The sequence below is a fragment of the Polaromonas sp. YR568 genome, assembly GCF_943369675.1.
In the GTDB taxonomy this organism is placed as follows: Bacteria; Pseudomonadota; Gammaproteobacteria; order Burkholderiales; family Burkholderiaceae_C; genus Polaromonas.
Map to the genome: position 1 here is coordinate 33,492 of NZ_CALROB020000033.1, position 25,459 is coordinate 58,950.

The following is a 25,459-nucleotide window of genomic DNA, read 5'->3' on the forward strand; positions in this document are numbered from 1 at the left end:
ATACGCAAGGCGATCAAGGGGCGATGGGCAGCTCAATGGTAAAAACAGCCCCGACAGCAAACTCTGATTTCACATGAATGTTGCCACCCGCACTTTGTACCACTTGCTGGCAAAACGCCAAACCCAGGCCATGGCCCGTGCCGCGGTTGCTGGAAAAAAACGGCTTGAAAATCTGCGGCAGCAAGGCGGCGTCTATGCCCATGCCTTCGTCCGCCACGACGATGCGGCCGCGTTCCTTCAGCCGGCTCACCTCGATGCGCAGCGCGCCGGCCGGGTATTTCGAGTCGGCGGCCATCAGCGAGTGCAGGGCGTTCTTGATCAGGTTGTCCAGCACCTGCGAAAACTGCGTGGCCGAGGAGCGAAAACTGAAGTCGTCCTGAATGACGACCTTGACGCACTCGCGCTGGCGGCTCGATTGATAGGGATAGCCCACCACGACCTCCTGCACCAGCGTGCTGGCCCAGACCCGCTCGGTGTAACGCGGCAGCTGCAGCAGCTTGGCATTGGCGATCTGCGTGTCGATCTGGTGGTTCATGTTGCGCACCAGCGCGTGCAGGCGCAGCGCCAGCTTGTCCAACTGCGCCCCACGCGGGTTGTCGGGCTGGCGCTGCACCTCGAGCTGGATCGCGTCGCCCAACAGCGCGGCCGTCGACAGCGGTGTGCGAAGTTCGTGCGCCATGATGCCGATGGTGGCCAGCGTGCTGGAGAGCTGCTCGCGCCTCAGGTTGGCCGAAGACAGGTTGAGCACCAGCGCGATCGACCAGGCGAAGGCGAACACCACGGCGTGCACGGCGCGCTGCTCCGGCGGCAGCAGGGGAACCGCGGGCCCAATGGCCATGAAGGCCGCGAATGCCAGCAGCCCGCCCGTGATGGTGCCCAGCGTGGCCAGGCGCCAGTCGGTGACGTGGTAATAAATCAGCACCATGGCCGCCATGGTGGCCAGCCACACCGTGTTGCCGCCGTTGCACAGGTACATCCAGCTGAACAGCACCGGCAGCTCCAGCCAGAACACCAGGCCGAACACCCGCTGCGCCAGGCGGCTGCCCGGGTCGTGGTTGACGCGCCGCGTCATCAGGCTGTAGCCCAGCAGGCTGGCCACCACGCGCAGGGGCAGGTTTTCGTAGGGCTGCGGCAGCCAGGCCGACCAGATCCAGGCGAACAGGGCATTGCCCGAAAAAAAAGAAAGCCCCAGCCACCACAGACGCCGCGGCGATGGATGCAAAATGGGCTCCAGCGGGGCGAGTACCAGTTCCTCCCGCAGCCACTGGAGCAAGGGACGTTGTGCCAGCCACGCATGGAAGCGGGCGCTCCTCACTTTAGAACTCTCTCCAGCACGAACAGGGACCTGACTGATGATGCATTTGACATGTGACTGTATTGTCCCGGTTCTTTTTCCGTCAAGCTAATGCTGTTACCTGCCAACTTTGACAGCGTGAGCCTGGACGGCGTCATCAGCGACTGGCTGTGCGCCCTGCGCGAGTTCTCGGTCGAGGCCCTCATGGTGCTGGGGCCGGACCCCTTCGCGGGCCAGGAAGACCGGCTGGTGCTGGCCATCCATCCACCGCGCCTGCTGGACGCCGCCGAGGCCCTGGCCGAGAGCCACGACTTCGGCGCGCCCTGGCGCGACTCCGACGCGCCCCTGGTGGCCTGGCAGGACATTTCCAAATCGGCTTTCGAAAACCTGGGCCGCTGGCGCCGCCTCTGGCTGGCCCACGGCTACCAGAGCGTGGTCCGCATCGCCTTTCCCCTGACCGTGGGGCGCGCCTTCGAGTGCTACCTCTTCAGCCCGCGCCAGTGGCACGACCGCAGCGAGGCGGCTTTGCTGGCCTGGTCGGCGCTCAACATCTGGCCGCTGCTCAAGCGCGCGCTGGCCGAGGCGCGCAGCCCGCTCAGCCCGCGCGAACTCGAATGCCTGAGCCTGGCCTTCCAGGGCATGACGGCGCGTGAGAGCGGCGAGCGCCTGGCCTGCAGCGAGCGCACGGTGAACTTCCACCTCTCCAATGCCATGACCAAGCTCAGGGTCGACAACAAACTCGCCGCCATCCAGCGCGCCTGCTGGTTTGGCCTCATTTGACGCCGTGTTCCCCCAGAGCGCTCTACTGGAAAACCTTTAGGCCGGTCTACGCGGGCGGGCGCCAAACCTGTTCATAATCCGCCAAATGACCTTTCTAGCGCTTGACGTGGGTAACACCCGCCTGAAATGGGCCCAGTACGAAGCGCCCACAGCGGGCGCCAGGTTGCTGGCACAGGGTGCGGTGTTCCTCGAGAACATCGACAAGCTCGCGGAGGAGGAGTGGAATGCGCTGCCCGTGCCCACGCGCATCCTGGGCTGCATCGTCGCCGGCGACGCCATCAAGCGGCGTGTGGCCGAGCAGATGGAGCTCTGGGACGTGGCGCCGCGCTGGGTCGTCTCCAGCCCGCAGGAGGCCGGCGTCACCAACGGCTATGACCACCCGGCCCGCCTGGGCGCCGACCGCTGGGTCGCGATGATAGGCGCGCGGCATCGCCTGCTGGGGCGCGGCGTGCAAAAACCCTGTGTGGTCGTTATGGTCGGCACGGCGGTCACCGTCGAGGCCATAGACGCCTCCGGCAAGTTCCTGGGCGGCATCATCCTGCCGGGCCACGGCATCATGCTGCGCGCACTCGAGTCCGGCACGGCCGGCCTGCACGTGCCCACCGGCGAGGTGCGCGATTTCCCCACCAACACCAGCGACGCGCTCACCAGCGGCGGCACCTTCGCCATCGCCGGCGCGGTGCAGCGCATGGTGGAAAACATCACGCGCCACTGCGGCGAGATGCCCGAATGCATCATGACCGGCGGCGCTGGCTGGAAGATGGCGCCCAGCATGTCGGTGAAGTTCGAGCTGGTGGACAGTCTGATTTTTGACGGGCTACTCGAGATAGCCTCTCGCCGCTTTGCTGCGTGACATCTGAAAATCTCCTTCCAGCGGGGGCTGCGGAACTGGCTTTGCCAGGCCGCAGGCCCCGTCCCCTGCAAGGGGAGAGGAGGCTACACGAAGTGAGCCTCAACAGGGGTGAGCTATTTACTCGCCCCAGGGCAGCATCAAGGTCACGATAGACAGCTTGGCGAATTCGGGAACGAATTCGTCAATGATGCGCTGAGGCTCGGGGCACAGCGTGCTGTCGGTGATCACGCCGAACTGCACGCCGCCGCCGTAGCTCAGGATGGACACGCCCAGGCCCACGTCACCCGACTGCGGCACCCAGAACATGCTTTGCTCCAGCGTGGAGCCGCAGAACTTGAGTTTTTCGCGCGGGCCCGGCACGTTGGTCATCACCGCCGTGGTCTTTTTGGCGAACAGGTTGAGCATCACGTCCTGCGCCGGCTTGATCAACAGCCCCGCCACCGCCAGCAGGCTGAATGCCAGCAAGGGCTGGTAGCTGCCCTTGAGCGCGGCCATGCGGCGGCGCACTTCGTAGACGCGCTCGATTGGGTTGTCCACGCCTATGGGCAGCACCAACGGCACCAGGCCGAAGCGGTTGCCCAGCTTGTGCGCCTGGTCCAGCGGCCGCAAATTCACCGGTACCATGGCGCGGATTTCCTGGCCCGCCACGTCGTCGCCGAAAGTCTTCAGATATTCACCCAGCGCGCCGGCCACGCAGCTCAGCAGCACGTCGTTGATGGAGCAGTTGAGCGCCTTGCCCACGGCCTTCACTTCATCCAGCGGGATCGGGTGGCACCAGGCCACCTTTTTCGCGCCGCCGGGCTTGCCCTTGAGCCGGGTCTTGGAGTCGTCCGGCATCAGGGCCAGCGCGGCGCCGTCCTTGAGTACCTGCATCAGCACCTTGGCCATGTCGAAGGAGCCGCTCATGCCTTGCTCCATGCCTTTTTTCGGGTCGCCCAGCATGCCCAGCGAACGCGCCGCGCCTTCGCCCACCGCGCCCAGCGCCTTGACGGTGATGTCGGTGAAGGGCTTGAGCAGCGTGTCGGCGATCCAGTCTTCCGAGCCGGCGGCCGCCGCGGCTTTTTTGCGCCGCTCCGGCGGCGGCGCGCCGCCGTCGACCAGCGACATGGTCACCGAAATCAGCGCGATGCCGTCGGCGATGCAGTGGTGGATGCGCACGATCATCGCGCTGCCCTTGACGCCGTCGGGCCCGGTGTAGTCCTCGATCAGGTGGATTTGCCACAAGGGGCGTTTCGGGTCCAGGCGCTGGGTGGCCAGCTGGGCCACGCGGTCCTGCAGGGCTTGCTCCTGGTTGGCCGACTTGGGCAGTTTCTCCGGCACCACGTGGTTGGCCAGGTCGAAGTTGCGGTCCATCACCCAGGTCGCGCCGGCCGCATCTTCCATCACACGCTGCTTGAAGCGGTCGTATTTGAGCAGGCTGTTTTCGATCCGCTCACAGACCGCCGCGTGCTTCACGCCCGGCGCCAGCTGCCACACGCCCACGATCATCATCAGGTTGGCATCGTTGTCCATGCGCAGCCAGGCCGTGTCGACCTTGCTCATGCGCTCCCCTGAAATTCCCAGGGTTCCCGAGACAGCCCGCTTGACGTTCTTCTGGACGTTTTTTGCCACTTTCCGGCCGGCGGCCTGGGCGGTAACGCGTGTAACCATGAGCACTCCCGATGCAAAACTTCTGAGAATCCGCCCCGGATGGGGTAAGTTCCCTATTTTGGCGGGAACCGCCTCGCTAAGATACCGGGCAGTTACCCCAAGCACCGTCATTGGTGACCCACTTCTAAAAACGGAGATCCCTCATGTCAGACCTGAAAGCCGCCTTCGACAAAGCCATGGCCGATTCGAAAAACCTCAGCGAGCGCCCTGACAACGCCACGCTGCTGAAGCTCTACGCGCTGTACAAACAAGGCAGCAGCGGCGACAACAACGACAAGAAGCCCGGCTTCGGCGACATGGTCGCGCGCGCCAAGTGGGACGCATGGAATGGGGTCAAGGGCACGTCGCAGGACGATGCGATGCAGCAGTACATTGATCTGATTGCCGACCTGAGCTGAGTTGAGTCAAATCGGGGCTTAGCGCGGACTTGACGTCGCGACCTTCCTGTTTTTTTCTTCGATGTCGCAATCGAGTTCCTGCATTTGGCCGTTGCCTGCCTGGATTCGTTTGGGCTGAAATGGCAAAACCTTGGCCCTAGGGGCGGGGTCTGGAATGGATCCTTCACTGGTTGTTACCACAAGAGCTACCTCCGTCTCCAGTCCGCCGCTGTGCGACGCCGTCACAACTGGCCAATGCACACAATTGAACTTGGCGATGATGCCTTTCATATCGGGGAGCACTTCAATGGAGTCCGCCTGCTGTTCTCCGAGCAGCACCACCGGCGAGCGCCACAGGCGGGTGCCGGGAATGCGGATGGCACCGGGGCGTCCTGCTTCGACCAGGGGTGGTGCAGTGAGATAGATGGAAGGCGCTTTTTCCACGAAGAAGCGCAGATTTTCCATGAGATCCACATTGCCGCTGGGGCTCTGCAAGCGAATGTCAAACCGGTTGGTATCGGCCTCGGCAAACGAGCCGCAAAATTTGTCCAGGTCCTGTTGTGGCCGCAGGTCGGATTGGGCTACCCAGCAGGTTCTGACCTCCAGGTGTGCGGTCTTCCACCAGCCCGGCAAGGCAACCAGCGCACTGACCGCGTAACTTTCGGGTTGCTGCGCCTTCACAAACCCATTACCTTCGCTCGATTGCGGCAGTATGGCCCAGCCGAAGCGCGCGCGCGCGGGCTCCTGCACGCTGGAGGCTTGACTCGTTTCGGCCCAGTCCCGAAACCCCAGCACCAGCGGTGAGCGTTCCATGCCGCTGCCACTGACGGCATCACTCATCCGCATGCCGCCCTGCTGAGCACTCACCTCGGACGCATACGCACGCGCCTGCGCAAGCCGCGTGTCGTTGCCGAATACTGCATAGGTGTGGGCATAGGCTCGGCGGCACATCAACGAACGCAGTTGTTCGGCCAGACCTTGCGTATTCATCGGCTTGGGTGGAAAGCTCACCTTGATGGTTGCAGTACCGTAGTCAACTTCGAAATCGTAGAAATTCCCTAGTTCCAATGACTTCGATAGTCGGGGTGCCGCTTGCGTCGGCTGTGGGAAAATCCAGTCCATCAGGCGTTGAACTGTGGTGTTGGTCGTCTTGCATCGTCGACTTGGATCGCAATCGCAACGGTCCCCGCCAGCGTTTGCATCAATCTTTGCGCGTTGCGTTTTAAGATAGTACGCATACCATTCGGCGATCGCCTGTTTTCTCAAAAATTCAAGAGAAGCAGGTAATTCGCGCAAGGCGGCGAGTGGTTCCTCTCTCCCCGTGCATGGCCATGCTAATTCTGCTGGCGCCTGCCAGACGGTGGCCTGCATAAGCGCCGCGAGCCTTGCCAGGGAAAGTTCGTTCTTCCGGCGCTGATCGGCTGGTGGTGCTTCGCTTGCGGGGGTACCGCAGCTTATGTCCGGTCGGTTCAGTAAAACGGCCAAATCAAGTATCGCCAGCTCGGGGATCAGTAATTCAGGACACTTGACCTGGATGCTGGCCTCCTCGGCGTCCCGGTCGTCCAGGCGAATGCCAGGGTGGAGCGCGTCAAGCAGGGATACATCGCCCCGCCCCTGGGCCCGGCACAGCTGATGGATCCGTGCCGCTGCCTGCTTTCTACCTTGGGACTCGCTGGAAATTCTCTGGAGATTCAACCGGATACGCGCAATGGCAGCTATTCGTGAGCGCAATATATCTATCGGATTCGCTGTCATTGGTGCAGGTTCTTCGGGACTCGAGGCCTGTGAAGTAATTGAGGCGATTACGGCGGTCAGAGCGCGGCCAGCGTCTTGAGCGTTCTTGCTGGTGCTTTCAACCGGACCGCTGGATTTTGTCGATCTATCCATGTGCTTATAAGCCTGCGCCTCGGCTTTTTCGCGCTCCTGCGCGAGGCGTTTGGCCAGCATGGCGACTTTGCTTTCGAACGAGGAAAGCTCCCGGAGGAATTCTGCCTCCCAGTCATTTTTCAAGAGCTGGTAGTGCGCCAAGTTGGCAAGTTCGATGTAACGTTCAATGGAAAAATTGCTTTGCAATGGCGTGTTTGTAAAAGCTACTCCCTTGGAGTTTTTCAGTTTTTCAGAGATCCAGTGATTGAGTTCTTGAGCTTGATTCGCCATCAAGCGATTGGTTGAAGAACCGCCCAAGAGCGTTTTCTCGGCGCTGTTTCTGCCTCGCTCTGCAATAGACTCCAGTTCTTTTCGCCAGTCATGCAGGAGTTCTATATAAACCTTGCGTCTGTCATCGGGGCTGACGGAATGGTCATCTCTAAATTCCCTGATGCTGGCCACCAGCAGGGCTACTTTCTTGCTGCCTTTGCGCGGTAGAACTGTGGCGTTGAAGTTGAGGCGGTAGATCGAGTTTCCGTCAATGTCGTGACGATCATCCAGGACCGTCGACATGATCTTGTTCCTGATGGTTTCACGATAGTTGCTCGCCAGCACAAATTCGTCAATCGGACCAGGACTTGGAACGAGGGGTGCCGCCTGCGATTTATCCGCCGGTGGAGCGGCCGATTGGGTCTCGGCCGCTTGCCAGCCCAATTTGCGGTCGCTGGTGTAGCGGTTCTGGACGCCACGAAATCTTTCCTCCCGCAAAAGTTGGTTTGTACGCCCTAGCTGCTCAGATAGCCAGTCGGCTTCCTTGGTGCGGTCGTTCACCAGCCTGCCCCGGGTGAAGACCTGCGGCGTGTCCAGCAGAATCAGCCCTTTGGAGTCGCCACCCAACAGGCTCCAGCTCCAGGGCCAGTCGAGGTGCACTTCGTAGGCGTCCAGCCTACTTCGGACGACGTCTGGATACAAAAGCAGGAAGGCCAGAACAAGCAGTGCGCCCGTAAAGACTTTTGTCCATGTCAGTTCGATAAGTTGTCGGATGTGCCGCAACCATTGCCGAATAACAAGAACGGTCCTGGTGTTTGAGAGCCGAATGACATCGCCTGTGATCTTTCCGGGCAGGCTTTTCAGGAAGTCAAGCCGCCATGGGCTGTGCCATAACTTCTGGCGCGGACCGGTCTTGCGGTTATGCCCTATGGGTGCATGCCGCCGCGGGGTGTTGCGGGACAGGGTTCGGCGAGCCGTTCGTGTCATAGGGTTCCCCTTAGCCGCGGCAATGGCCGGCTTCCAGTTCATCCAGCACCGTCTCCAGCAAGACCTTGCGGGTCAAGCGGCAGTACAGGGTTTCGGTGGCCTTGAGGTCGCCTGTTTCGAACCATTTGTTGGCCGGAGCGCCACCGCCGCACCACTGAAACCATCGGCATTCGCGTTCGCAGGCGGCAACGCCGCTGGCGATGTCGGCAGCCGCGCCCCGCAGGCTTTCCGCTTCCAGCATGCCACTGATGCCGCCAGTATGGATATTGCCGAAATTGAAATCGTCGTAGGCAGGTGCGCGTGCGCCAGGCAGTTCCGGTGAGAAGGTCGACAAGGCGCCATCCACACCTACAGACAGCATGGCCAGGGTTTGGACCTGGGCGTTGTCACCCTTCAGGTCGGCCGGTGCCATGAGGCTGGACACAGCGCCCGCCAGTTCGCGCACCCAGGGCGGGTCTGCCATGGCCGAGCAGCGCTGGATGAAACGCCGCAGAAAGGCGGCAAAGTCCGCTTCCCTGGCTTTTCCAGCCATCGAAGACGCCACATGAGGCCCTTCGATTTCCTCGACGTTGAAGCAGATGTGGCGTATGCCTTCCGCGGCATAGAAGTCAAACAGTTCATCGGCCATGCGCAGGCTGCGAGCGCTCAGGACGCTGATCACATGGAAGGGCAACCCGGCTTCACGTACCCGCCGCAAGCCTCGCATGCCCTGTTCAAAACTGCCTTGTCCAGAGCGCCCACGCCGCCTTTCGTCGTGCACTGCTTTCGGGCCGTCTATGCTGATGCCGACCCGCGCCTGGTGTTGTCTGAAAAACTCAACCCACTGCGTGTCAATCAGCGTCCCATTGGTCTGGAATGCATGTGTGAGTTTCACCCGCGAAAGCCCGTGCGCCGCCAATACCGAAAAAGCTTGCTGGTACCAGTCGATTGGAACCACGAGGGGCTCGCCGGCATGCCAGATGACGGTGAGTTCTGGGGCCGTCAGGCCCCGTGCCAGGACTTCACGCCCGACTGCGTCCACCGTTTCCAGCGCCATGCGCCGTTTGTCGGAACGATCAGGGAGGTAACAGTAGCTGCAATCAAGATTGCAAAACGGCGTCGGCTGCAAAATGAGCAGCTTCACCTGATGCGGCGTTATCGCCTGACGATGCCGTGAAGGCGAAGCCGGCGCCCGTTTGAAGAAGGTGATGGGTTCGCTCTGCACGGGGGAATTCCGGTGCGTCGGGGCGTGGGCGGATAGCTACGATTTTCTCTAGAAGTTGCGCCAGAGATTGCCCCAATTTCTCCAACCGTTGCCCCAGTTATTCCAACCGTTGCCCCAGTTGTACCACTGACTCAGGAGGTCTGAACCGGGCTTGTCTGGCTGCAGTGCATCAGAAGAAAAATCAGTACTTCCCTGACGCATCATGCTGCTTCGCACCGCATCTATTCTCACTTGCAGGCGGTTGATATCTTCCCGCAGCTCCCTGCTTTTGGCTTGCGCTACCGGTGCAGCAAGCAGCATGCCGCCGCATGCCAGAAGCAGCACCTTTCGCGCCAAGCTCAAGATGCGTTGGATGGAAAAACGAAGGAGAAAATGTTTCATACAACCTCCCTGGGTGCAAGAGATGCTAGTCAGGTGGGTTGTAAAAACAAGTGAACTATTACCAATTTCCTCAGGTCGGAACTAGATCAGGTGCGGATTCGGGTACGAGTCGCGAAATAGACGGCTGGCGTTCCCTTTTAAGGAGTTAGTCTGCTTTGATATTGGCCAGCTTGACGATGCGCGCCCACATCTTGCGTTCGTTGTCGCCCAAGGCGGCCAGCTCGGCGCCGCTCATGACGACCGCCTTGGCGCCTTGCTCTTCGGCGCGTTTCCTGAAGTTCTCCGACTCCACCACCTGCTTGATCGCCAGCGAGAGCCGGCCTTGCAGGTCGGCGGACAGGCCCGTCGGCCCGTAGACCGCGAACCACGATGAGGCCACCAGCGGCACGCCGGCTTCGGTGGCGGTCGGCACGTTGGGCTGGGCGGCCAGGCGTGTGCGGCCGGTCACCATCAGCGCCTTGAGTTTGCCGGCGCGTATGTGCGGCAGCAGCGGCGGCGGCGTGGTGATGGTGAAGTCCACCGTGCCGGCCAGCAGGTCGTTGAGCGCCGGGCCGGTGCCGCGGTAAGGGATGTGCACCATGAAGGTCTTGGTCAGGTCCTTGAGCAGTTCGGTGGTCACGTGCTGCAGCGAGCCGTTGCCGCTGGACGCGTAATTGACCTTGCCCGGATTGGCCTTCACGTACTTGAGGAAGTCCGCGAAGTTGTCGGCCGGGAAGTTGCCGCGTACCACCAGCAGTTGCGGCGCGTCGATCAAATGGCCCAGGGGCTTGAGGTTGGTCGCCGGGTCGAAGCCCGGCACCGGCTGGATCAGCGGCGTGATGCACTGGTAGCCGGAGTACTGCACCAGCAGGCTGGTGCCGTCGGCCGGGCCGCGCGCCACCATCTGGCCGGCGATGTTGCCGTTGCCGCCGCCGCGGTTGTCCACGACCACCGTGGTCTGCAAAATTTTGCCGAGCGGCTCGGCCAGCATGCGCGCCGCAATGTCGGTGGTGCCGCCGGCCGCCGTGGGAACCACCAGCGTGATGGGCTTGCCGGCAAGCTGGGCGCGAACCGGGTTGAGCCAGGCGGCCGTGCTGAGCCCGGCAACGGTCAGCAATGTTCTGCGGGAAATGAAAGTCATGGGTTTGTCTCCAGTCGTAGTTTTAGGGTGGCCTTTTCAGGCAAGTTCGAAAATCTCTGTCAATTAATCAGGCGGAGGCAGCCCTCAGCTCGGCCACATAAGGCGGCGGTGCATGCAGGTCGGTGATGCGGCCGGCCTTGGCGACCTGGCCGGGCACCTCATGGCCGACGATGTCGGGCATTTGCCGCGCCACGTCCAGCAGTTTGCTGATGTCCATGCCGGTGTCGTAGCCCATGGCGTCCAGCATGTGGACGGCGTCCTCGCTGCTGATGTTGCCGCTGGCGCCGGGTGCGTAAGGGCAACCGCCCAGGCCGCCCAGCGAGCCGTCAAAGCGCGTGATGCCGCCCTGCACGGCGGCCAGCACATTGGCCAGGCCCATGCCGCGCGTGTTGTGGAAGTGCAGCGTCAGCTGCAGGCCGGCAAAGCGCTCTTGCAATACCTTCACTATGCGTGCCACCTGCGCCGGGTGCGCCATGCCGGTGGTGTCGCAGATCGTGAGGCCGCGCACGCGGTCCGCGCCGAAGGCGGCGAAACGGTCGCTCCAGCGCAGCACTTCCTCCTCAGCCACTTCACCTTCCATCGGGCAGCCGAAGCAGCAGGACAGCGAGACGTTGACAGGCGTGCGGCCGTCCACGTGGCGGATCACGTCCGACAGTGCGGCAAAACTTTTCTCGCGCGGCATGCGCAGGTTGGCCAGGTTGTGGGTTTCCGAGACCGACATCACGAGGTTGAGCTCGTCGGCGCGCGACTCCAGCGCGCGCTCGGCGCCGCGCAGGTTGGGCACCAGCACCGTGTATTCGACACCCGGCACGCGGCATATGCGGCCCATGACTTCCTCGGCATCGCGCAGCATGGGGATGGCCTTGGGCGACGTGAAAGACGTCACCTCGATCTTGGCGTAGCCGCAGCCGCTCAGCGCATTGACCAGCGCGACCTTGTCGTCGGTTGGGATAAAAGTAGGTTCGATCTGGAAGCCGTCGCGTGTGGCGACCTCATTGAAGAAGATCCTGGCCCCCACGCTTTTCACTTCGTGTGCCTTCGGCGTTGCGCTGCCCCTTTCACTTGCTAAAGGGGCTGTGCTTGCTTGGGGCGGCCCGGCGCGGCGCACTGCGTTTTTCATACCGCGTCCTTTCCGGCCACGATGCCTTTGTCTTTCAAGGCCTGGATCTGCGCGGGCGTCAACCCCATTTCACTGAGCACCGCATCGGTGTCCTGGCCCACCTGCGGCGCATTGCGGCGGTGGCTGCCCGGCGTGCGCGAGAGCTTGGGCACGATGCCTGGCACGGCCAGCAAGCTGCCGTCGTCCATACGCACTTCGCCGAGCATGCCGCGCGCCTGGTAGTGCGGGTCGGCGGCGATGTCGGCCACGGTGTAGATGCGGCCGGCGGGCACCGAGACCTTGTCGAGCGCGGCCAGCACCTCGTCCACCGTGAGGCCGGCGGTCCACTGGCCTATGGCTGCGTCGATTTCTTCCACGCGTGCCACGCGGCCGGCGTTGTCAGCCAGGGCCGGGTCGCTTCCCAGATCATTGCGGCCTATGGTGGCCATCAGGCGCTTGAAGATGCTGTCGCCGTTGCCGGCCACCAGCGCGTAGCCGCCGTCCTTGCACAGGTAGGCATTGCTGGGCGCGATGCCGGGCAGGGCGCTGCCGGCCGCGCCACGCACCGCGCCGAAAGCGCTGTATTCGGGCAGCAGGCTTTCCATGCAGTTGAAGACCGCTTCATAAAGCGCCACGTCGATCACCTGGCCCTTGCCGGAGCGCTGGCGCTCCTGCATGGCCAGCAGAATGCCGATCACGCCATGCAACGCGGCCAGCGTGTCGCCAATGCTCACGCCCACGCGCACCGGCACGCGGCCCGGCTCGGCCGTCAGGTGGCGCAGGCCGCTCATGGCCTCGGCGACCACGCCGAAGCCCGGCTTGTCGCGGTAAGGGCCGGTCTGGCCGTAGCCGCTGATGCGCAGCATGATGAGGCGCGGGTTAAGCGCCAGCAGTTCCTCGGGCCCCAGGCCCCAGCCCTCCATCGCGCCGGGGCGGAAGTTCTCGATCAGCACGTCAGCATCGGTAGCCAGCCGGCGCACAATGTCCTGCGCCTCGGGGCTTTTGAGGTCCAGCGCCACGGAGCGCTTGTTGCGCGACTGCACCTGCCACCACACCGAGGTGCCGTCCTTGAGCAAACGCCATTTGCGCAGCGGGTCGCCCGCGCCCGGAGTTTCGATCTTGATGATGTCGGCGCCGAAGTCCGCCAGCGTCTTGGCCGCGAAGGGCCCGGCGATCAGTTGGCCCAGCTCCAGCACTTTGAGGCCGGCGAGCGGGCCGGAGGCGGCGGGGACGGGAAGGGATTGTTCAGTGGCCATGGCCGGCAGTGTGCCGCCCGCGGCCCGCCCCGTCCATTACCGCTTTGGGGCCCTGGCTTTCGCGTTTTGCGAAGGCTGGGCGCCTTTCGCTTTCGACTTGCCAGGCCCGGAGGGTGCCACCAGAAAGTCCACCAGCGCCGCAACGGCCGCATCAGGCTGCCCCGCCATGGTGGCCGCCAGCAGGCGACGCTGGGCCCAGGCGTCGGCCAGCGGCCGCCAGCCCAGCTTCATGCTTTTGATGATGGGCAGGGTGGCGCCTTTGGGCAGGATGGCCACGCCCAGGCCCGAGGCCACCATGTGGCAGACTGCGTCAAAGCTGCGCACCTGCATGCGCAGCTTGAGCGGCCGGTTCGCGGCCAGTGCGGCCTGCTGCTGCTTTTGCAGCATGGCGGCGCCGGCCGTCAGGCTGATCCATTCCTCGTCGAGCGCATCGGCAAAGGCCAGCGGCGTCTGGCCCGCCAGCGCGTGGCCGGCCGGCAGGATCAGCACCAGCTCGTCCTCGCGAAAGAGGCGCGTGTCCAGCCCCGTGGTGTCCGGGCCCTCGACAAACACCGCCGCGTCGGCCCGGCCTTCGCGCAAAGTGGCGACCACGGCTTCGGACACCTGCTCTTCCAGGTCTATGTGCACCTGCGGGTGCAGTTCGCCGTAGCGCGCCAGCAGCGGCGGCAAAAACTGGCTGATGGCGGCGCTGCTGGCGCACAGGCGTATGTGGCGCGCGGTGCCGCGCCGCAGGTCCGCCAGCTCGCCGCCCAGCTGCTCCATGGTTTGCAGCAGGGTCAGGCCGTGCTTGACGAAGACGCGGCCGGCGGCGGTGGGCAGCAGGCCGCGCGCATGGCGCTCGAACAAGGCCTCGCCCAGCGCGTCTTCCAGTTCGCGGATGCGCCGGCTGGCCGCGGCCAGTGCCAGGTGCGAGTCGCGCGCCGCCGCGGTCAGGCTGCCGGTCTGCGCGCAGGCCACCGCCAGGCGCACGGACACCAGGTCGAAGCGGGCGAGGTTGTAGTTCACGCTGAGAGGCGGGCCTGAGGCCTGAAGGGCCGTGAAGGGCTCAGGCGCTTTTCTTTTTGGCCGGCGCTTTTTTGGCGGCGGGCTTCTTCGCGAGCAGCGCGTCCAGGTTTTTCACGATCTCGGTTTCTATGGTGTCCTTGAAGGCACCCAGCAGGAAGCCCAGCTTGGCGTTGAACTCAAAGCTGTCCTTGGTGACGGCCAGCGTGCCGTTGACGCCGGAGCGCGTGAAACTCACCAGGTCCTCGGTCTTGCCCTCTTCGTAGGTGCATTCCATGTCGAATTTTTCTTCGGCCTGCTCGGCCCACTTGAAGGCGATCTTGCGCGCTTCGGCAAGGCCCAGGGTGTGTTCGCGCAGGATCTGGATGTCAGCCATGGGAAGTCTCCGTGTTGATGTTGTTGTGCATGTCCAGCGCTTTGCGGCGCTCGTCTTTGGGCAGCCTGGCCAGCCCTTTGACCGCATCATAAAACCGTTGCCAGTCGCGGCCCTCGCGCTCGAACAGGGCCTCGAAACCGGGCACCAGCTCATCATAGGCGGCCTGCGCGCCGAAGGCCGCGTTGTTGGCGCGCGCCACCCAGGGGTCGTAGCCCGCGAAGCCGCCCCAGGAGGCCTTGAGCGCCGCGTAGCCGTCGCGAAAGCGCTGAAGTGCCTGGGCCTTCAGCGCCGCCTGCCCGGCCTTGCCGGCATCCGTCGCCGGCTTGTTCCTGTAGACATCAGCCAGTTCCAGCCGTGTGGCCAGCGCCAGCGCGCGGAACTGCCGGCGCCTGTCGTCGAACTGGAGATAGTCCTGGCGGGCTTTGCCGTTGCCCCGCGCGGCCTCGCTGTCCAGCCAGCGCTGGCTGCCCAGGCGCTCGACGGCGGTGGCGAAGGATTCGTTGAACATGGTGTCGCCGCTGGCGTAGACCACCTGGTGTGCGAGTTCGTGAAAGATCAGCCGCGCGAGTTCTCCCTCGGGGTAGCCGATGAAGGTGTTGAGCAGCGGGTCGCCGCCGGCCCAGTTCATCCAGCCCAGCGTGGAATAGGCGGGCACGCCGTAGACGCTGGTCTCCAGCCCCTGGGCCTTGAGGCTTTCGGCCTCGGCGCGCGCCTCGGCTTCGTTGAAATAGCCGCGGTAGCCCACGCAGCCCGTGACCGGGAAACACCAGGTCTTGAGCGTCAGCGAGAACTCGGGCGCGGCCACCACGTTCCACACGACGGCGCTGCGGTGCAGGTCGGCATACCGCCGGTAGCTCGGGTTGTCGGGCAGCTTGAGTTCGCTCACGGCGAAGCTGCGTATGCGCTGCGACAGCGCCAGCCGGCTTTTGAGCTGTTCGGAGGCCTGGGCGTCGCTCAGCCAGTCGTCGACAGGCCGTGCCGCGTTGAGCATCTGCATGTGGCCGCTGACCGACTGCCAGTAGTAGCCCAGGTCGGCGCAGCCCGCCAGGCCCAGCGTCGCGGCCAGCGCCACGGCCAGCGTTCGTTTCAGCGTGCTGCGTTTCACCGCGCAATCCGGTCAGGCGGCCTGCGCCTCGCGCTGCACCTGCACCAGGCAGTCATAGAACACCGGGCCGCGGCCCATGTCGGTCAGGTGCTGGCTGGTGAGTTCATTGACGTTGGTGCCGTCCAGGCCCAGCTTGCGCCACCAGATGCCCAGGCCGTTGACGACGCCGGGCCGGGCCCGCGCGGACACCTCGGCCTTGGCGCGGTACTCGCCGCGCTGGTTGAAGACCTTGACGACGGCGCCCGTGGTGATGCCGCGCGCGGCGGCGTCGTCGGCGTGGATTTCCAGCACCGGTTCGGCCTCGATGTCGCGCAGGCTTTTGACGTTGACGAAACTGGAGTTCAGGAAGTTGCGCGCCGGCGGCGAGATCATGGCCAGCGGGAATTCGTCGGACGTGCCCGCGGCTTCATGGTTGGGCACGTGGCCGGGCAGGCCGTCCGCGCCTTCGGCCGCCAGCCGCGCGCTGAAGAATTCGCAGCGGCCCGAGGCCGTCGGGAAATTGCCTTCGGCAAAAGGCGCATCGGGCAGCTCCAGCGTGGCAAAGCCTTTGTCCAGCAGTTGCTGGAAGTCCACCTTGTCGCCGAAGACCGCGCGGCACAGCTGCTCGTCGCTGTCGGAAAAACACGGCTCGGCCAGGCCCATGTGGGCGGCCAGCTCGCGGAATATCTGGGTGTTGGGCTTGGCCTGGCCCAGCGGCGCGATGGCCGGGCGGTTCAGCAGCGCGTCGGTGTGGCCGTAAGAGCCGTGCACGTCCCAGTGCTCAAGTTGTGTGGTGGCCGGCAGGATGTAGTCGGCGTAGTCGGCGGTGTCGGTCTGGAAGTGCTCCAGCACCACGGTGAACAGGTCTTCGCGCGCAAAGCCCTGCACCACCTTGCCCGATTCCGGCGCCACCGCCACCGGGTTGCTGTTGTAAACGATGACGGCCTCGACCTGGGGGCCGAACCGCAGCGAGGCCGGCTCCAGCAGCGCGTTGCCTATGGTGCTCATGTTGATGGTGCGCGGCTGCCGGCCGCCCAGCAGCTCGGGCTTTTGCAGCGCCGCCTTGTCCACCGGGAACTGGCCGGAACTGCTGAGCAGCACGCCGCCGGCGCGGTGCCGCCAGGCGCCCGTCAGCGCCGGCAGGCAGGCGACGGCGCGGGCCGCATTGCCGCCGCCGTGCACGCGCTGCATGCCGTAGTTCAGGCGTATGGCCGCGGGTTGTTGCTTGAGCATGCATTCACCGTAGTCGCGCGCCAGCGAGCGGATCTGTTCGGCCGGCACGCCGCAGACGGCGGCGGCGCGTTCGGGGCTCCACTGCAATGCGCGCTCACGCAGCCCGCCGTCCGGCGATTCCCAGCCCAGGGTGTGGCGCGCGATGTAGTCGTGGTCCAGCCAGTCGTGGTTGATCAGCTCGTGCATCAGCGCCAGCGCCAGCGCGGCGTCGGTGCCGGGCAGCAGCGCGATGTGCTCGTGGCATTTTTCGGCGGTTTCGCTTTTGCGCGGGTCTATGCAAATGAGTTTGGCGCCGTCGCGCTTGGCCTGCTGCGCATAACGCCAGAAATGCAGGTTGCTGCCGATGGAGTTGCTGCCCCAGATGATGATGAGTTTGGACTCGGCGAAAAATTCCACCCGCATGCCGACCTTGGCGCCCAGCGTTTGCACCAGGGCCTCGCCGCCGGCCGATGAGCAGATGGTGCGCTCCAGCAAGGACGCGCCCAGCCGGTTGAAGAAACGCCCGGCCATGCTTTCGCCCTGCACGTAGCCCATGGTGCCGGCGTAGCTGTAGGGGAGGATGGCTTCGGGGTCGCGCGCGGCGATGGCCTTGAGGCGCGCCGCGATGTCGGCCAGCGCCGACTCCCAGCTCACCGGCTCGAACTGCCCGCTGCCCTTGGGGCCGCTGCGCTTGAGCGGCCGCAGCAGGCGCTCGGGGTGGTAGGTGCGTTCGGTGTAGCGCGAGACCTTGTTACACAGCACGCCGCCGGTGTGGGGATGCTCGGGGTTGCCCTGCACGCGGGTGGCCACGCCGCCTTCCACCGTGGTCAGCAGCGAGCAGGTGTCGGGGCAGTCGTGCGGGCAGGCACCCAGCACCTGGTGGGCGGCCGGCTTCGCGCCCGCATCAGGGTTAGCGATAGGGGAGATGCTGATGGTATTGCTCATGGTAAGACTTTATATTGACAGGCATAGCGGCACACCGGGGGAGACAACATGACAACAACAATCAAGGTCGCGGGGGCATTGCGCGCCTTTGCCAGAATCACGATGGTAGCGGCCTTCGCCGCCCTGGCCGCGGCAGGGGTCAAGGCCCAGGACGGGGTCAGCAAGACCGCCATCAGCCTGGGTCAGTCGGTGGCGATGACCGGGCCGGGTGCCACGCTGGCGCTGCCCTTCGCGCAGGGCGCGCGCCTCTACTTCGACCGCGTCAACGCGGGCGGCGGCATCAACGGCCGCAAGATCGAGCTCAGCACGCTGGACGACATGGGCAAACCCGACACCGCGGTGGCCAACACCAAAAAGCTGCTGGAGCAGAAGGTGTTTTCGTTGTTTGGTTATTACGGCTCGCCGCAGGTCACCGCCGTCAATGCGCTGCTCAAGGACACCGACGTCCTGCTGTTCGCGCCCATGGCCGGCGCCGACGAGCTGCGCGGCTCGCTCTACCCCAATGTCTATTCGGTGCGGCCCGGCTATTCGGAAGAAGCCGCCGTGATCACGCGCCATGCGGAAACCCTGGGCATGCGCAAGCTGGCCATCCTGCATGCCAAAGACCCGGAGTCGCTCGCGGCGCTGGATTCGGCCGAACGCACCATGGGCGGCCTGGGCGCCAACCTGGTGGCCAAGTCGGCGCTGTCGGGCGGCAGTGTCGCCTCCAGCGTGGACCAGGTGCTGGACAAGAAACCCGAGTCGGTGCTGGTGATCAGCGACGCCGCGGGCGCCGCCAGTGCGATACGCGACCTGCGCGCCAAGGGCTTTCGCGGGCCGGTCTACGGCTTTTCCACCACCGGCGAAAGCCTGCTGGCCGAGCAGCTGGGCGCGGCCGGCGCCGGCGTGGTGGTGGCGCGCGTGACGCCCAAGTCGGACAACGCCAAAAGCGTGCTGGTGCGTGAACTGCAGGCCGACGCCCTGGCGGCCAAACTCGGCAAGTCCAACGTCTACATGCTCGAAGGCTATATCGCCGCCTGGACCTACACCGAAGCCTTGCGCAAGGTCGGCAAGGACCCCACCCGGGCCAAGCTGCGCAAGGCGCTGGACAGCCTGCAGGACCTGAACCTGGGCGGTTTTCGCATCCACTTTGACGGCGACCGCGTGGGCTCCAGGCTGGTGGAACTGAGCCTGATCGACGGCACCGGGCGGGTGCGCGAGTAGCGGCGGCAAGGCGGTGTGTTGGGTGGACGCCGCAGAAGCTGACAAATTGCTGGCAATCCAGCCGCTGCGGACGGCAAAAGTTGTGATCTATCTCACAGGGTTTCCTGCTGTTACGAAAGAGGTAACCAGTCTGTAAGTTGTGTCGCGAGAATCAAGCCATGAACCTTACGCGCAGAAAATTCTCCATCGCCGCCGGCGCTTCCATGCTGGCCGGTTTCAACGTCGCCCATGCCCAGGCCGACAAGATCATCCTGGGCCAGTCGGCCGCCTTCACCGGCCCGGCCGCGCAGTTGGGCATCCAGTTCTACCAGGGCGCAAAAGTCTATTTCGACCAGGTCAACGCCCAGGGCGGCGTCGGCAAGCGCCTGATCGAGATCCGCAACCTCGATGATGGCTACGAACCCGACCGCTGCGCCGAAAACACCCGCAAGCTGATCGCCGACGACGTGTTCGCGCTGTTCGGCTACATCGGCACACCCACCAGCATCGCCGCGCTGCCGTTGGCCACCAAGGACAAGGTGCCCTTTTTCGCCCCCTTCACCGGCGCCATGGCGCTGCGCGACCCGTTCAACAAATACGCCTTCCATGTGCGCGCCTCGTACAACGACGAGACCGGCCTGATTGTCAAACAGCTGACCAGCCTGGGCCTGAAAAAAATCGCCGTGTTCTACCAGAACGATGCCTACGGCAAGGCCGGCCTGGACGGCGTCACGCTGGCCCTGTCGGCGCAGAACCTCAAGCCCGTGGCGCAGGCGACGGTGGAGCGCAACACGGTGAATGTGGCCGCAGCGGTCAAGACCCTGGTCGCCGCCGGGCCCGACGCGGTGGTGCAGATCGGCGCCTACAAGGCCTGCGCGGCCTTCATCCGCGAGGCCCGCAAGGCCGGCTACGGCGGCACCTTCTACAACGTGTCCTTCGTCGGCACGCAGGCGCTGGCCGACGAGCTCGGCAAGGACGGCGCGGGCGTGGTGGTGTCGCAAGTCATGCCTTCGCCCTACAACACGGCGCGCCCGATTGCGCGCGAGTTTGTCGATGCGGTGAAAGCGGCGGGCAAGGACGCCCAGGCCAACTTCTCCAGCATGGAGGGTTATGTGGCCGCCAAGGTGATGGTCGACGGCCTCAAGCGCGGCGGCGCCAAGATCAGCCGCGAGTCCTTGATCAGCGGGCTGGAGGGCATGGGCAGCCAGTCGCTGGGCGGTTTTTCCGTGTCCTTCTCGCCGACGGACCACGTGGCGTCGAGCTTTGTGGAGCTGTCGATGCTGACCGGCGACGGCCGCGTTAGAACTTAACTCCCCCCGAAGCGGCCTGCGGCCGCCCCGTACCGCCGCCAGAGGCGGCGGCTCTTCCGAGCCGTCCAAGCCTGCGCGGGCAGGCTTGGAGCCGCGGCTCTCAGCCCCTCAAGGGGGCGCCACTGGCGGCCCGGCAAAGCCGGTTCCGCGGTGGCCCCGCGTGAAGCCCGCCCTTTAGCGAAGTTCGCTCGTTTTCGTCAGGCCTGCCATGAACTCCTGGCAACGCGCCAGCTGCTCCAGGCTCACAAACTCGTCGGGCTGGTGCGCCTGGGTGATGCTGCCGGGGCCGCACACCACGGTGGGAATGCCCGCACCCTTGAAGATGCCCGCTTCGGTGCCGAAGGCGACCAGCGTGGTTTCCCGGCTGCCGGCCAGGCGCTGCGCCAGTTTGGTCACGTCGTCGCCGGCCGAGCCCAGGAAGGCCGGCACTTCGCAAATCGTTTCAAAGCTGAAGCCCGCGTCGGGCGCGACTTTTTTCATCGCCGGTTGCGCGCGTTCGGCGTAGGCCCGTATTTCCTGCTGCATGGCCAGCGCGTCGGCGCCGGGCAGGTTGCGGAATTCATAGCGGAACTCGGCGTCGCGCGGCACCACGTTGTCGGCGATGCCGCCGTGGAACTGCCCGACGCTGGCGGTGCTGAAGGGCACGTCAAAACCCTCGTAGCGCGGCTCGTTGGCCTCAAAGCCCTCGGCCATGTCGCGCAGCTTGCCGACCACGCGCGCCGCCATCTCGATGGCATTGACCGACTGCGGCGTGAGCGAGGAGTGCGCCTCCTTGCCGCGCACGCAGCATTTGTAGCGGTAGACGCCCTTGTGCGCGGTGGCCGGCACCATGCTGGTGGGCTCGCCCACGATGCAGGCCAGCGGCGCGATGCCGGCGTCCTTCATGTCGGCGATCAGCCCGCGCACGCCCAGGCAGCCGACTTCCTCGTCATAGCTCAGAGCCAGGTGCACCGCGAAGGGCGCCTGGCTGTTCAGGAAATCACCGGCGTGGGCCAGCGCCATGCCGATAAAACCCTTCATGTCGCAACTGCCGCGGCCGTAAAGCCTGCCGCCCTCGATGGCGGCAGACAGCGGGTCCAGCGTCCAGTCCTGGCCGTCCCAGGGCACGGTGTCGGTATGGCCCGAGAGGATGATGCCGGCCGGCTTGCCCTCGCCCAGCGTGGCGAACAGGTTGGCCTTGGTCTTGCCGGCATTGGTGGTGATGCGGCTGGCCACGCCCAGCCGGGCGAGCTCGTCGCGCACGAAATGGATCAGTTCCAGGTTGCTGTTGTCGCTGACCGTGTTCATGCGCACCAGGGCCTGGATCAATTCCAGGGCGCGGGGCGAGACGGCGGGCAGGGTGGCGGGAGTGGGGGCGAGGGTGGGGGAGGGTGCGAAGGACATGGCTTCATTCTGGCCGTATTCGGGAATGTCCGTGGCCTGCCCGTCAGTTATGCTTGAAGCCCGCTTCCCCACGGGGTGTTTCCCCCCTTCCTGATGGCATCTTCGTCCTCCTCCCCGCTGGCCCTGGTTCGCCTCATGCGGCCGCACCAGTGGCTCAAGAACGTCTTCGTCTTCGCCGGCCTGGTGTTCAGCCAGAACTGGCGCGACACCACGCTGGACTGGCGCGTCTTCTACGCCTTTGCGGCGTTTTGCTGCCTCTCCAGCATGGTCTACATCATCAACGACTGGCATGACCGCGCCAGCGACGCCCTGCACCCCACCAAACGGAATCGCCCCCTGGCCAGCGGCGCCGTGGCGGTGCCCGTGGCGCTGGTGCTGGCCGGCCTGCTGCTGGTCGCGGGCCTGCTGCTGGCGGCGGGCAACCGCACGCTGCTGCTGCTGCTCGCGGCCTATGTGGTGCTGAACCTGGCGTATTCGTGGCGGCTCAAACAGGTGCCGGTGGTCGACGTGTCCATCATTGCCTCGGGTTTCATGCTGCGCCTGCTGGCCGGCACCGTGGCCGTCGGCATACCGCCCTCGCGCTGGCTGCTGCTGACCGGCATTTTTGTGGCGCTGTTCCTGGGTTTTGCCAAACGCAAGGCCGAGAGCTTCCATGAGGAAGCCAGCCGGCGCGCCGTGATGGCCCACTACCCGTCCGCCCTGCTGGACACCTTCATGGCCGTGACCATGACCGCCACGCTGACCACCTACAGCCTGTTCGCCACCAGCCCCGAAGCGCAGCTGCAGCACGGCGAACGCCTGCTCTACACCGTGCCGGTGGTGATCTTCGGCATGCTGCGCTACACCTACCAGGTGCACCGCGGCCACGGCGAAGACGTGGCGCGCGACATGCTGCGCGACCCCTGGATACTGGGAGCCGGCGTGTTGTGGCTGGCCATCTTCCTGAGCCACCGGCTGTGAACCCTTCACCCGCCCCGTCCACGCCGGCCGCGGCGGGCGGCCTGCCCTTCAAGCGCCTGCTGCTGGTGCTGGGCGTGGTGGCGACGGCCTACGCGGCCGCGTTGCTGGTCTGGGGCGACAGCCCCAAGGCCTCGCTCGCGCTGCTGTGGTCCTGGACGGGCGCGCAGGCCGCGGGCCTGTGCCTGCTCAATTACCTTTTGCGCGGCCTGCGCTGGCGGCTCTGGATGGCGCACTACGGGCGGCATTTCGGCTGGCTGCAGGGCTTGCGCCTTTACCTCGCGGGTTACGCCTTCACACCCACGCCCGGCAATGTCGGCGAGGCGGCGCGCGGCCTGATGCTGGCGCGCCAGCCCTTGGGCGCCGGGCAAAGCCTGGCCATCTTCGGTGCCGAACGCCTGGCCGACCTGCTGTGCCTGCTGCTGTTGTGCCTGCCGGCCGCCGGCTGGGTGCTGCGGCATCCCGCGACGCAGGCCGCGTCCACCCTGATAGGCGGCCTGCTGGCCGCCGCGGCGTTGGTGCTGGTGGTCGCGTTGGGCCTGCTCGTCAAACACCGGGCCCGGCTTTTCGCGCGCCTTCCCTGGTTGCAGGAAGCCTGGCACTGCCTGGCGCTGCGCCCATGGCTCTGGCTGGGGCTGACCCTGACGGCCTGGGCGGCGCAGGGCATCGCCGTCTGGCTGATCTGCCGCGGCATGGGCGTTCAGGTTGAGCTGCTGACGGCGGCGGGCTTTTATGCCGTCGCCATGGTGGCCGGCGCGTTGTCGGCACTGCCCGCCGGCCTGGGCGGCACCGAGGCCGTGCTCACGGGCCTGCTGGTGGCCCAGGGCGCGACACCCGCCGCGGCGCTGGCCGTCACCGTGCTGGCGCGGCTGCTGACGCTGTGGCTGGCCGTGGCCATCGGCGTGCTGGCCTTGCTTTATAGTGCGGCCATCCGCAAGGAAATCAGCTTTCGCTAGCCCGCGCGCGGCTTTCCCGCCTTCTGCTTTTGCGTTGCCGCCGGCCCCGTTCCCCCTTCGAGTCTTCATGTCCCAGAACCCTGATTCCGCCGCCTTTCCTGTTTCGCTGAGCCGCTGGCTGCTGGCCGCCGGCCTGCTGTCGCTGCTGCTGCGTTTCTGGGTTTCCGTGAGCTTCCCCATCACCGGCGACGAGGCCTTCTTCTATTGGTGGGGTGTGTACCCCGCCTGGGGCTATTCAGACCACCCGCCCATGGTGGGCTGGTTGATCGCGCTGATGCGCGCCACCCTGGGCGACAGCCTCTGGTCGATTCGCCTGCCCATCGTGCTGCTGCCGCTGGCGCTGGGCGGGGCGTTGTGGTGGGCCCTCAAGCCCGTCGACAAGGTGCGCGCCGCCTGGGCCGTGCTGTTTTTCTGGCTCGCGCCGCTGAACTGGCTCAACACCCTGATCACCACCGACACGCCGCTGATCTTCTGGTCGGCGCTGTCGGCCGCCGCGCTGTTGCGCGCCGAGCGGCGCGCGCAGATGGACCGCGCCGCCTGGGGCCTGTATGCGCTGTCCGGCGTGTTCCTGGGCTGCGCTTTCCTGTCCAAGTATTTCTCGGTGGTGCTGGGTTTCAGCTACCTCGTGTACTTCGTGCTGTACCGCCGTGAGCGGCTGGCGGGTTTTGCCCTGCTGGTGCTCTGCGCCTTGCCCGGCCCGGCCATCAACATCGCCTACAACATGTCGCACGGCTGGTCCAACATCATGTTCAATGTGTACAACCGCAATGAAGATGCCGCCTTTGAATGGCGCAAGCCGCTGACCTATATCGGCATGATGGTCTACCTGATCACGCCGGTCGCGGTGTGGATGGCCATTCGCTACCGCCAGGCGCTGCTGGCGGCGGCGCGCTCGCAGCGCCTGCTGGCCTGCCTGGTGGTGGTGCCGCTGCTGTTCTTCGCGCTGCTGTCGGCCAAAAAAGTGATTGGGCTGCACTGGGTGCTGTCCTTCTACCCCTTTGGTTTTGCCTTCCTGGCCTTTGCCCTGCCGGCCGACAGGCTCAAGGCCTGCGCCAAGGGGCTGGCGGTGTTCGCCGGCTTGCATGTGCTGGTGGTGGCCGGGCTGTACATGACCACGCTGGACACCTGGCGCAGCACCAAGCTCTACCCGCAAATCGTCCGCAGCTATAAGACCGCCGAGATGCTCAAGCAGGTCACGGTGCCCGGTGCGGTGCTGATGGGCGAGGCCTACACGCCGGCCTCGATTTTCGGGTTTGAGCGCCGCCAGTACATGCCGGTCTTCGGCGTCGGCAAATTCCACGCGCGCCAGGACGACATGCTGGTCGATTTTTCGCTCTACCAGGGCAAGACCATACGCGTCATCCTCGCCGACAAGCCGCGGCTGGAGGAGTTTGCGCCTTACTTCGCCTCGGTGCGGGTGCTCAGCTTCGAGCAGAGCGGCGTGCCTTTTTATGCCGTTGAAGGCACGGGCTTCAACTACCAGGCCTACCGCGAAGGCGTGCTCGGCACGGTGTTCAAGCGCTACTTCAACATCCCCACATGGCTGCCCATGACGGGCTGCCCTTTCTGCGAACGCTACTGCGGCCAGGTGCGATGCCCGAGGTAAGCGTGCCCGCCGCCGGCACTGTCGTCGCGGCTTTTGACTTCGACGGCACGCTGACGCGGCGCGACACCTTCACGGTTTTCCTCGCGCGCGGCCTGGGCTGGCCGCGTTTTGCCTGGGCGCTGTTGCGCTGCTCGCCCTGGCTGGCCGGCTATGCGCTGCGCCTGGTGCCCAACAACGTGGCAAAAGCCAAACTGATGCAAGCCACGCTTGCGGGCCGCAGCGTGGCTGAAATGGAAGACTGGACCACGCGCTGGCTGGCTCAGGATTTCCCCGGCCAGCTGCGCGAAGACGCCATGGCGCGCCTGGCCT

At 65.1% G+C, this 25,459-nt stretch carries 22 protein-coding genes; 9 read left to right on the forward strand and 13 right to left on the reverse strand.

From position 1 onward, the window contains the following. Positions 1–13 precede the first annotated feature (13 nt). Positions 14–1,222, reverse strand: coding sequence for a sensor histidine kinase (locus ACLV8F_RS17500; protein ID WP_411885478.1), 1,209 nt, complete (start codon positions 1,220–1,222; stop codon positions 14–16). Between the two features lie 183 nt (positions 1,223–1,405). Here ACLV8F_RS17500 and ACLV8F_RS17505 point away from each other — a divergent pair, with 183 nt between their 5' ends. Next, entirely contained in the window at positions 1,406–2,074 is a 669-nt protein-coding gene (locus ACLV8F_RS17505; RefSeq protein WP_411880543.1) for a LuxR C-terminal-related transcriptional regulator, read from the forward strand. A gap of 85 nt (positions 2,075–2,159) precedes the next feature. Continuing rightward, on the forward strand, positions 2,160–2,927 hold the full coding sequence (locus ACLV8F_RS17510) for a type III pantothenate kinase (RefSeq protein WP_411885479.1): 768 nt from the start codon (positions 2,160–2,162) through the stop codon (positions 2,925–2,927). A 117-nt stretch (positions 2,928–3,044) separates the two neighbouring features. On the opposite strand, the gene ACLV8F_RS17515 is transcribed toward ACLV8F_RS17510, so the two are convergent. Then, positions 3,045–4,577 carry a wax ester/triacylglycerol synthase family O-acyltransferase gene (locus ACLV8F_RS17515; RefSeq protein ID WP_411880545.1) on the reverse strand — a complete coding sequence of 511 codons (1,533 nt, stop codon included), beginning with the start codon at positions 4,575–4,577 and terminating at the stop codon, positions 3,045–3,047. 143 nt (positions 4,578–4,720) lie between these two features. On the opposite strand from ACLV8F_RS17515, the gene ACLV8F_RS17520 reads away from it, so the two are divergent. Further along, on the forward strand, positions 4,721–4,975 hold the full coding sequence (locus ACLV8F_RS17520; protein WP_411885480.1) for an acyl-CoA-binding protein: 255 nt from the start codon (positions 4,721–4,723) through the stop codon (positions 4,973–4,975). Between the two features lie 18 nt (positions 4,976–4,993). Here ACLV8F_RS17520 and ACLV8F_RS17525 read toward each other — a convergent pair whose 3' ends face one another. From ACLV8F_RS17525 to ACLV8F_RS17570, 10 genes are all read right to left on the reverse strand, one after another. Beyond that, positions 4,994–8,119 (reverse strand): hypothetical protein, encoded by a 3,126-nt coding sequence (locus tag ACLV8F_RS17525; RefSeq protein ID WP_411885481.1) that lies wholly within the window; start codon positions 8,117–8,119, stop codon positions 4,994–4,996. Continuing rightward, positions 8,088–9,281 (reverse strand): cyclophane-forming radical SAM/SPASM peptide maturase GrrM/OscB, encoded by a 1,194-nt coding sequence (gene grrM / locus ACLV8F_RS17530; RefSeq protein ID WP_411885482.1) that lies wholly within the window; start codon positions 9,279–9,281, stop codon positions 8,088–8,090. The genes ACLV8F_RS17525 and grrM overlap by 32 nt, the downstream gene beginning before the upstream one ends. Before the next feature lie 48 nt (positions 9,282–9,329). After that, positions 9,330–9,662 (reverse strand): hypothetical protein, encoded by a 333-nt coding sequence (locus tag ACLV8F_RS17535; RefSeq protein WP_411885483.1) that lies wholly within the window; start codon positions 9,660–9,662, stop codon positions 9,330–9,332. A gap of 145 nt (positions 9,663–9,807) precedes the next feature. Continuing rightward, on the reverse strand, positions 9,808–10,782 hold the full coding sequence (locus ACLV8F_RS17540; RefSeq protein WP_411885484.1) for a Bug family tripartite tricarboxylate transporter substrate binding protein: 975 nt from the start codon (positions 10,780–10,782) through the stop codon (positions 9,808–9,810). A gap of 67 nt (positions 10,783–10,849) precedes the next feature. Next, a complete protein-coding gene (locus ACLV8F_RS17545; protein ID WP_411885497.1) occupies positions 10,850–11,800 on the reverse strand; it encodes a hydroxymethylglutaryl-CoA lyase in 951 nt (316 codons plus the stop codon). Between the two features lie 98 nt (positions 11,801–11,898). Then, positions 11,899–13,137, reverse strand: coding sequence for a CaiB/BaiF CoA transferase family protein (locus tag ACLV8F_RS17550; RefSeq protein ID WP_411885485.1), 1,239 nt, complete (start codon positions 13,135–13,137; stop codon positions 11,899–11,901). Positions 13,138–13,173: 36 nt separating this feature from the next. Beyond that, positions 13,174–14,142: a LysR family transcriptional regulator gene (locus ACLV8F_RS17555; RefSeq protein WP_411885486.1), complete on the reverse strand. Its 969-nt coding sequence runs from the start codon at positions 14,140–14,142 to the stop codon at positions 13,174–13,176. 40 nt (positions 14,143–14,182) lie between these two features. After that, positions 14,183–14,515: a polyhydroxyalkanoic acid system family protein gene (locus ACLV8F_RS17560; RefSeq protein WP_411885487.1), complete on the reverse strand. Its 333-nt coding sequence runs from the start codon at positions 14,513–14,515 to the stop codon at positions 14,183–14,185. Beyond that, a complete protein-coding gene (locus ACLV8F_RS17565) occupies positions 14,508–15,620 on the reverse strand; it encodes an aminopeptidase (RefSeq protein ID WP_411885488.1) in 1,113 nt (370 codons plus the stop codon). Before ACLV8F_RS17565 ends, ACLV8F_RS17560 begins: the two co-directional genes overlap by 8 nt. A gap of 12 nt (positions 15,621–15,632) precedes the next feature. Then, positions 15,633–17,756 (reverse strand): molybdopterin-dependent oxidoreductase, encoded by a 2,124-nt coding sequence (locus ACLV8F_RS17570; protein WP_411885489.1) that lies wholly within the window; start codon positions 17,754–17,756, stop codon positions 15,633–15,635. Between the two features lie 48 nt (positions 17,757–17,804). Between ACLV8F_RS17570 and ACLV8F_RS17575 the strand changes: the two genes are divergently transcribed. Together ACLV8F_RS17575 and ACLV8F_RS17580 are read left to right on the forward strand one after the other, a co-directional pair. After that, positions 17,805–18,959, forward strand: a complete 1,155-nt coding sequence (locus ACLV8F_RS17575; protein WP_411885490.1) for an ABC transporter substrate-binding protein — start codon at positions 17,805–17,807, stop codon at positions 18,957–18,959. Positions 18,960–19,117: 158 nt separating this feature from the next. After that, complete coding sequence (locus tag ACLV8F_RS17580; protein ID WP_411885491.1) at positions 19,118–20,248, forward strand: ABC transporter substrate-binding protein; 1,131 nt, start codon at positions 19,118–19,120, stop codon at positions 20,246–20,248. Between the two features lie 174 nt (positions 20,249–20,422). Here the strand turns inward: ACLV8F_RS17580 and argE are convergent, their stop codons facing one another. Next, the gene (gene argE / locus ACLV8F_RS17585; RefSeq protein ID WP_411885492.1) at positions 20,423–21,631 is read right to left on the reverse strand and encodes an acetylornithine deacetylase; all 1,209 of its coding nucleotides are present in this window, start codon (positions 21,629–21,631) and stop codon (positions 20,423–20,425) included. A gap of 93 nt (positions 21,632–21,724) precedes the next feature. On the opposite strand from argE, the gene ACLV8F_RS17590 reads away from it, so the two are divergent. From ACLV8F_RS17590 to ACLV8F_RS17605, 4 genes are all read left to right on the forward strand, one after another. Next, on the forward strand, positions 21,725–22,591 hold the full coding sequence (locus ACLV8F_RS17590) for a decaprenyl-phosphate phosphoribosyltransferase (RefSeq protein WP_411885493.1): 867 nt from the start codon (positions 21,725–21,727) through the stop codon (positions 22,589–22,591). Beyond that, positions 22,588–23,544: a lysylphosphatidylglycerol synthase transmembrane domain-containing protein gene (locus tag ACLV8F_RS17595; protein ID WP_411885494.1), complete on the forward strand. Its 957-nt coding sequence runs from the start codon at positions 22,588–22,590 to the stop codon at positions 23,542–23,544. The genes ACLV8F_RS17590 and ACLV8F_RS17595 overlap by 4 nt, the downstream gene beginning before the upstream one ends. Positions 23,545–23,611: 67 nt before the next feature. Further along, on the forward strand, positions 23,612–25,150 hold the full coding sequence (locus tag ACLV8F_RS17600) for a glycosyltransferase family 39 protein (protein ID WP_411885495.1): 1,539 nt from the start codon (positions 23,612–23,614) through the stop codon (positions 25,148–25,150). Then, on the forward strand, positions 25,138–25,459 hold a 322-nt coding region (locus ACLV8F_RS17605), incomplete at its 3' end, for a haloacid dehalogenase-like hydrolase (RefSeq protein ID WP_411885496.1). The genes ACLV8F_RS17600 and ACLV8F_RS17605, both read left to right, overlap by 13 nt.

Excerpts from the sequence above, each read along its gene's own strand:
- ACLV8F_RS17525 (WP_411885481.1), bottom strand. The coding sequence starts at position 8,119 with ATGAACTGGAAGCCGGCCATTGCCGCGGCTAAGGGGAACCCTATGACA.
- ACLV8F_RS17560 (WP_411885487.1), bottom strand. The coding sequence starts at position 14,515 with ATGGCTGACATCCAGATCCTGCGCGAACACACCCTGGGCCTTGCCGAA.
- ACLV8F_RS17540 (WP_411885484.1), bottom strand. The coding sequence starts at position 10,782 with ATGACTTTCATTTCCCGCAGAACATTGCTGACCGTTGCCGGGCTCAGC.
- argE (WP_411885492.1), bottom strand. The coding sequence starts at position 21,631 with ATGTCCTTCGCACCCTCCCCCACCCTCGCCCCCACTCCCGCCACCCTG.
- ACLV8F_RS17600 (WP_411885495.1), top strand. The coding sequence starts at position 23,612 with ATGTCCCAGAACCCTGATTCCGCCGCCTTTCCTGTTTCGCTGAGCCGC.
- ACLV8F_RS17515 (WP_411880545.1), bottom strand. The coding sequence starts at position 4,577 with ATGGTTACACGCGTTACCGCCCAGGCCGCCGGCCGGAAAGTGGCAAAA.
- ACLV8F_RS17535 (WP_411885483.1), bottom strand. The coding sequence starts at position 9,662 with ATGAAACATTTTCTCCTTCGTTTTTCCATCCAACGCATCTTGAGCTTG.
- ACLV8F_RS17510 (WP_411885479.1), top strand. The coding sequence starts at position 2,160 with ATGACCTTTCTAGCGCTTGACGTGGGTAACACCCGCCTGAAATGGGCC.
- ACLV8F_RS17505 (WP_411880543.1), top strand. The coding sequence starts at position 1,406 with ATGCTGTTACCTGCCAACTTTGACAGCGTGAGCCTGGACGGCGTCATC.
- ACLV8F_RS17550 (WP_411885485.1), bottom strand. The coding sequence starts at position 13,137 with ATGGCCACTGAACAATCCCTTCCCGTCCCCGCCGCCTCCGGCCCGCTC.
- ACLV8F_RS17590 (WP_411885493.1), top strand. The coding sequence starts at position 21,725 with ATGGCATCTTCGTCCTCCTCCCCGCTGGCCCTGGTTCGCCTCATGCGG.
- ACLV8F_RS17570 (WP_411885489.1), bottom strand. The coding sequence starts at position 17,756 with ATGAGCAATACCATCAGCATCTCCCCTATCGCTAACCCTGATGCGGGC.
- ACLV8F_RS17575 (WP_411885490.1), top strand. The coding sequence starts at position 17,805 with ATGACAACAACAATCAAGGTCGCGGGGGCATTGCGCGCCTTTGCCAGA.
- ACLV8F_RS17520 (WP_411885480.1), top strand. The coding sequence starts at position 4,721 with ATGTCAGACCTGAAAGCCGCCTTCGACAAAGCCATGGCCGATTCGAAA.
- ACLV8F_RS17580 (WP_411885491.1), top strand. The coding sequence starts at position 19,118 with ATGAACCTTACGCGCAGAAAATTCTCCATCGCCGCCGGCGCTTCCATG.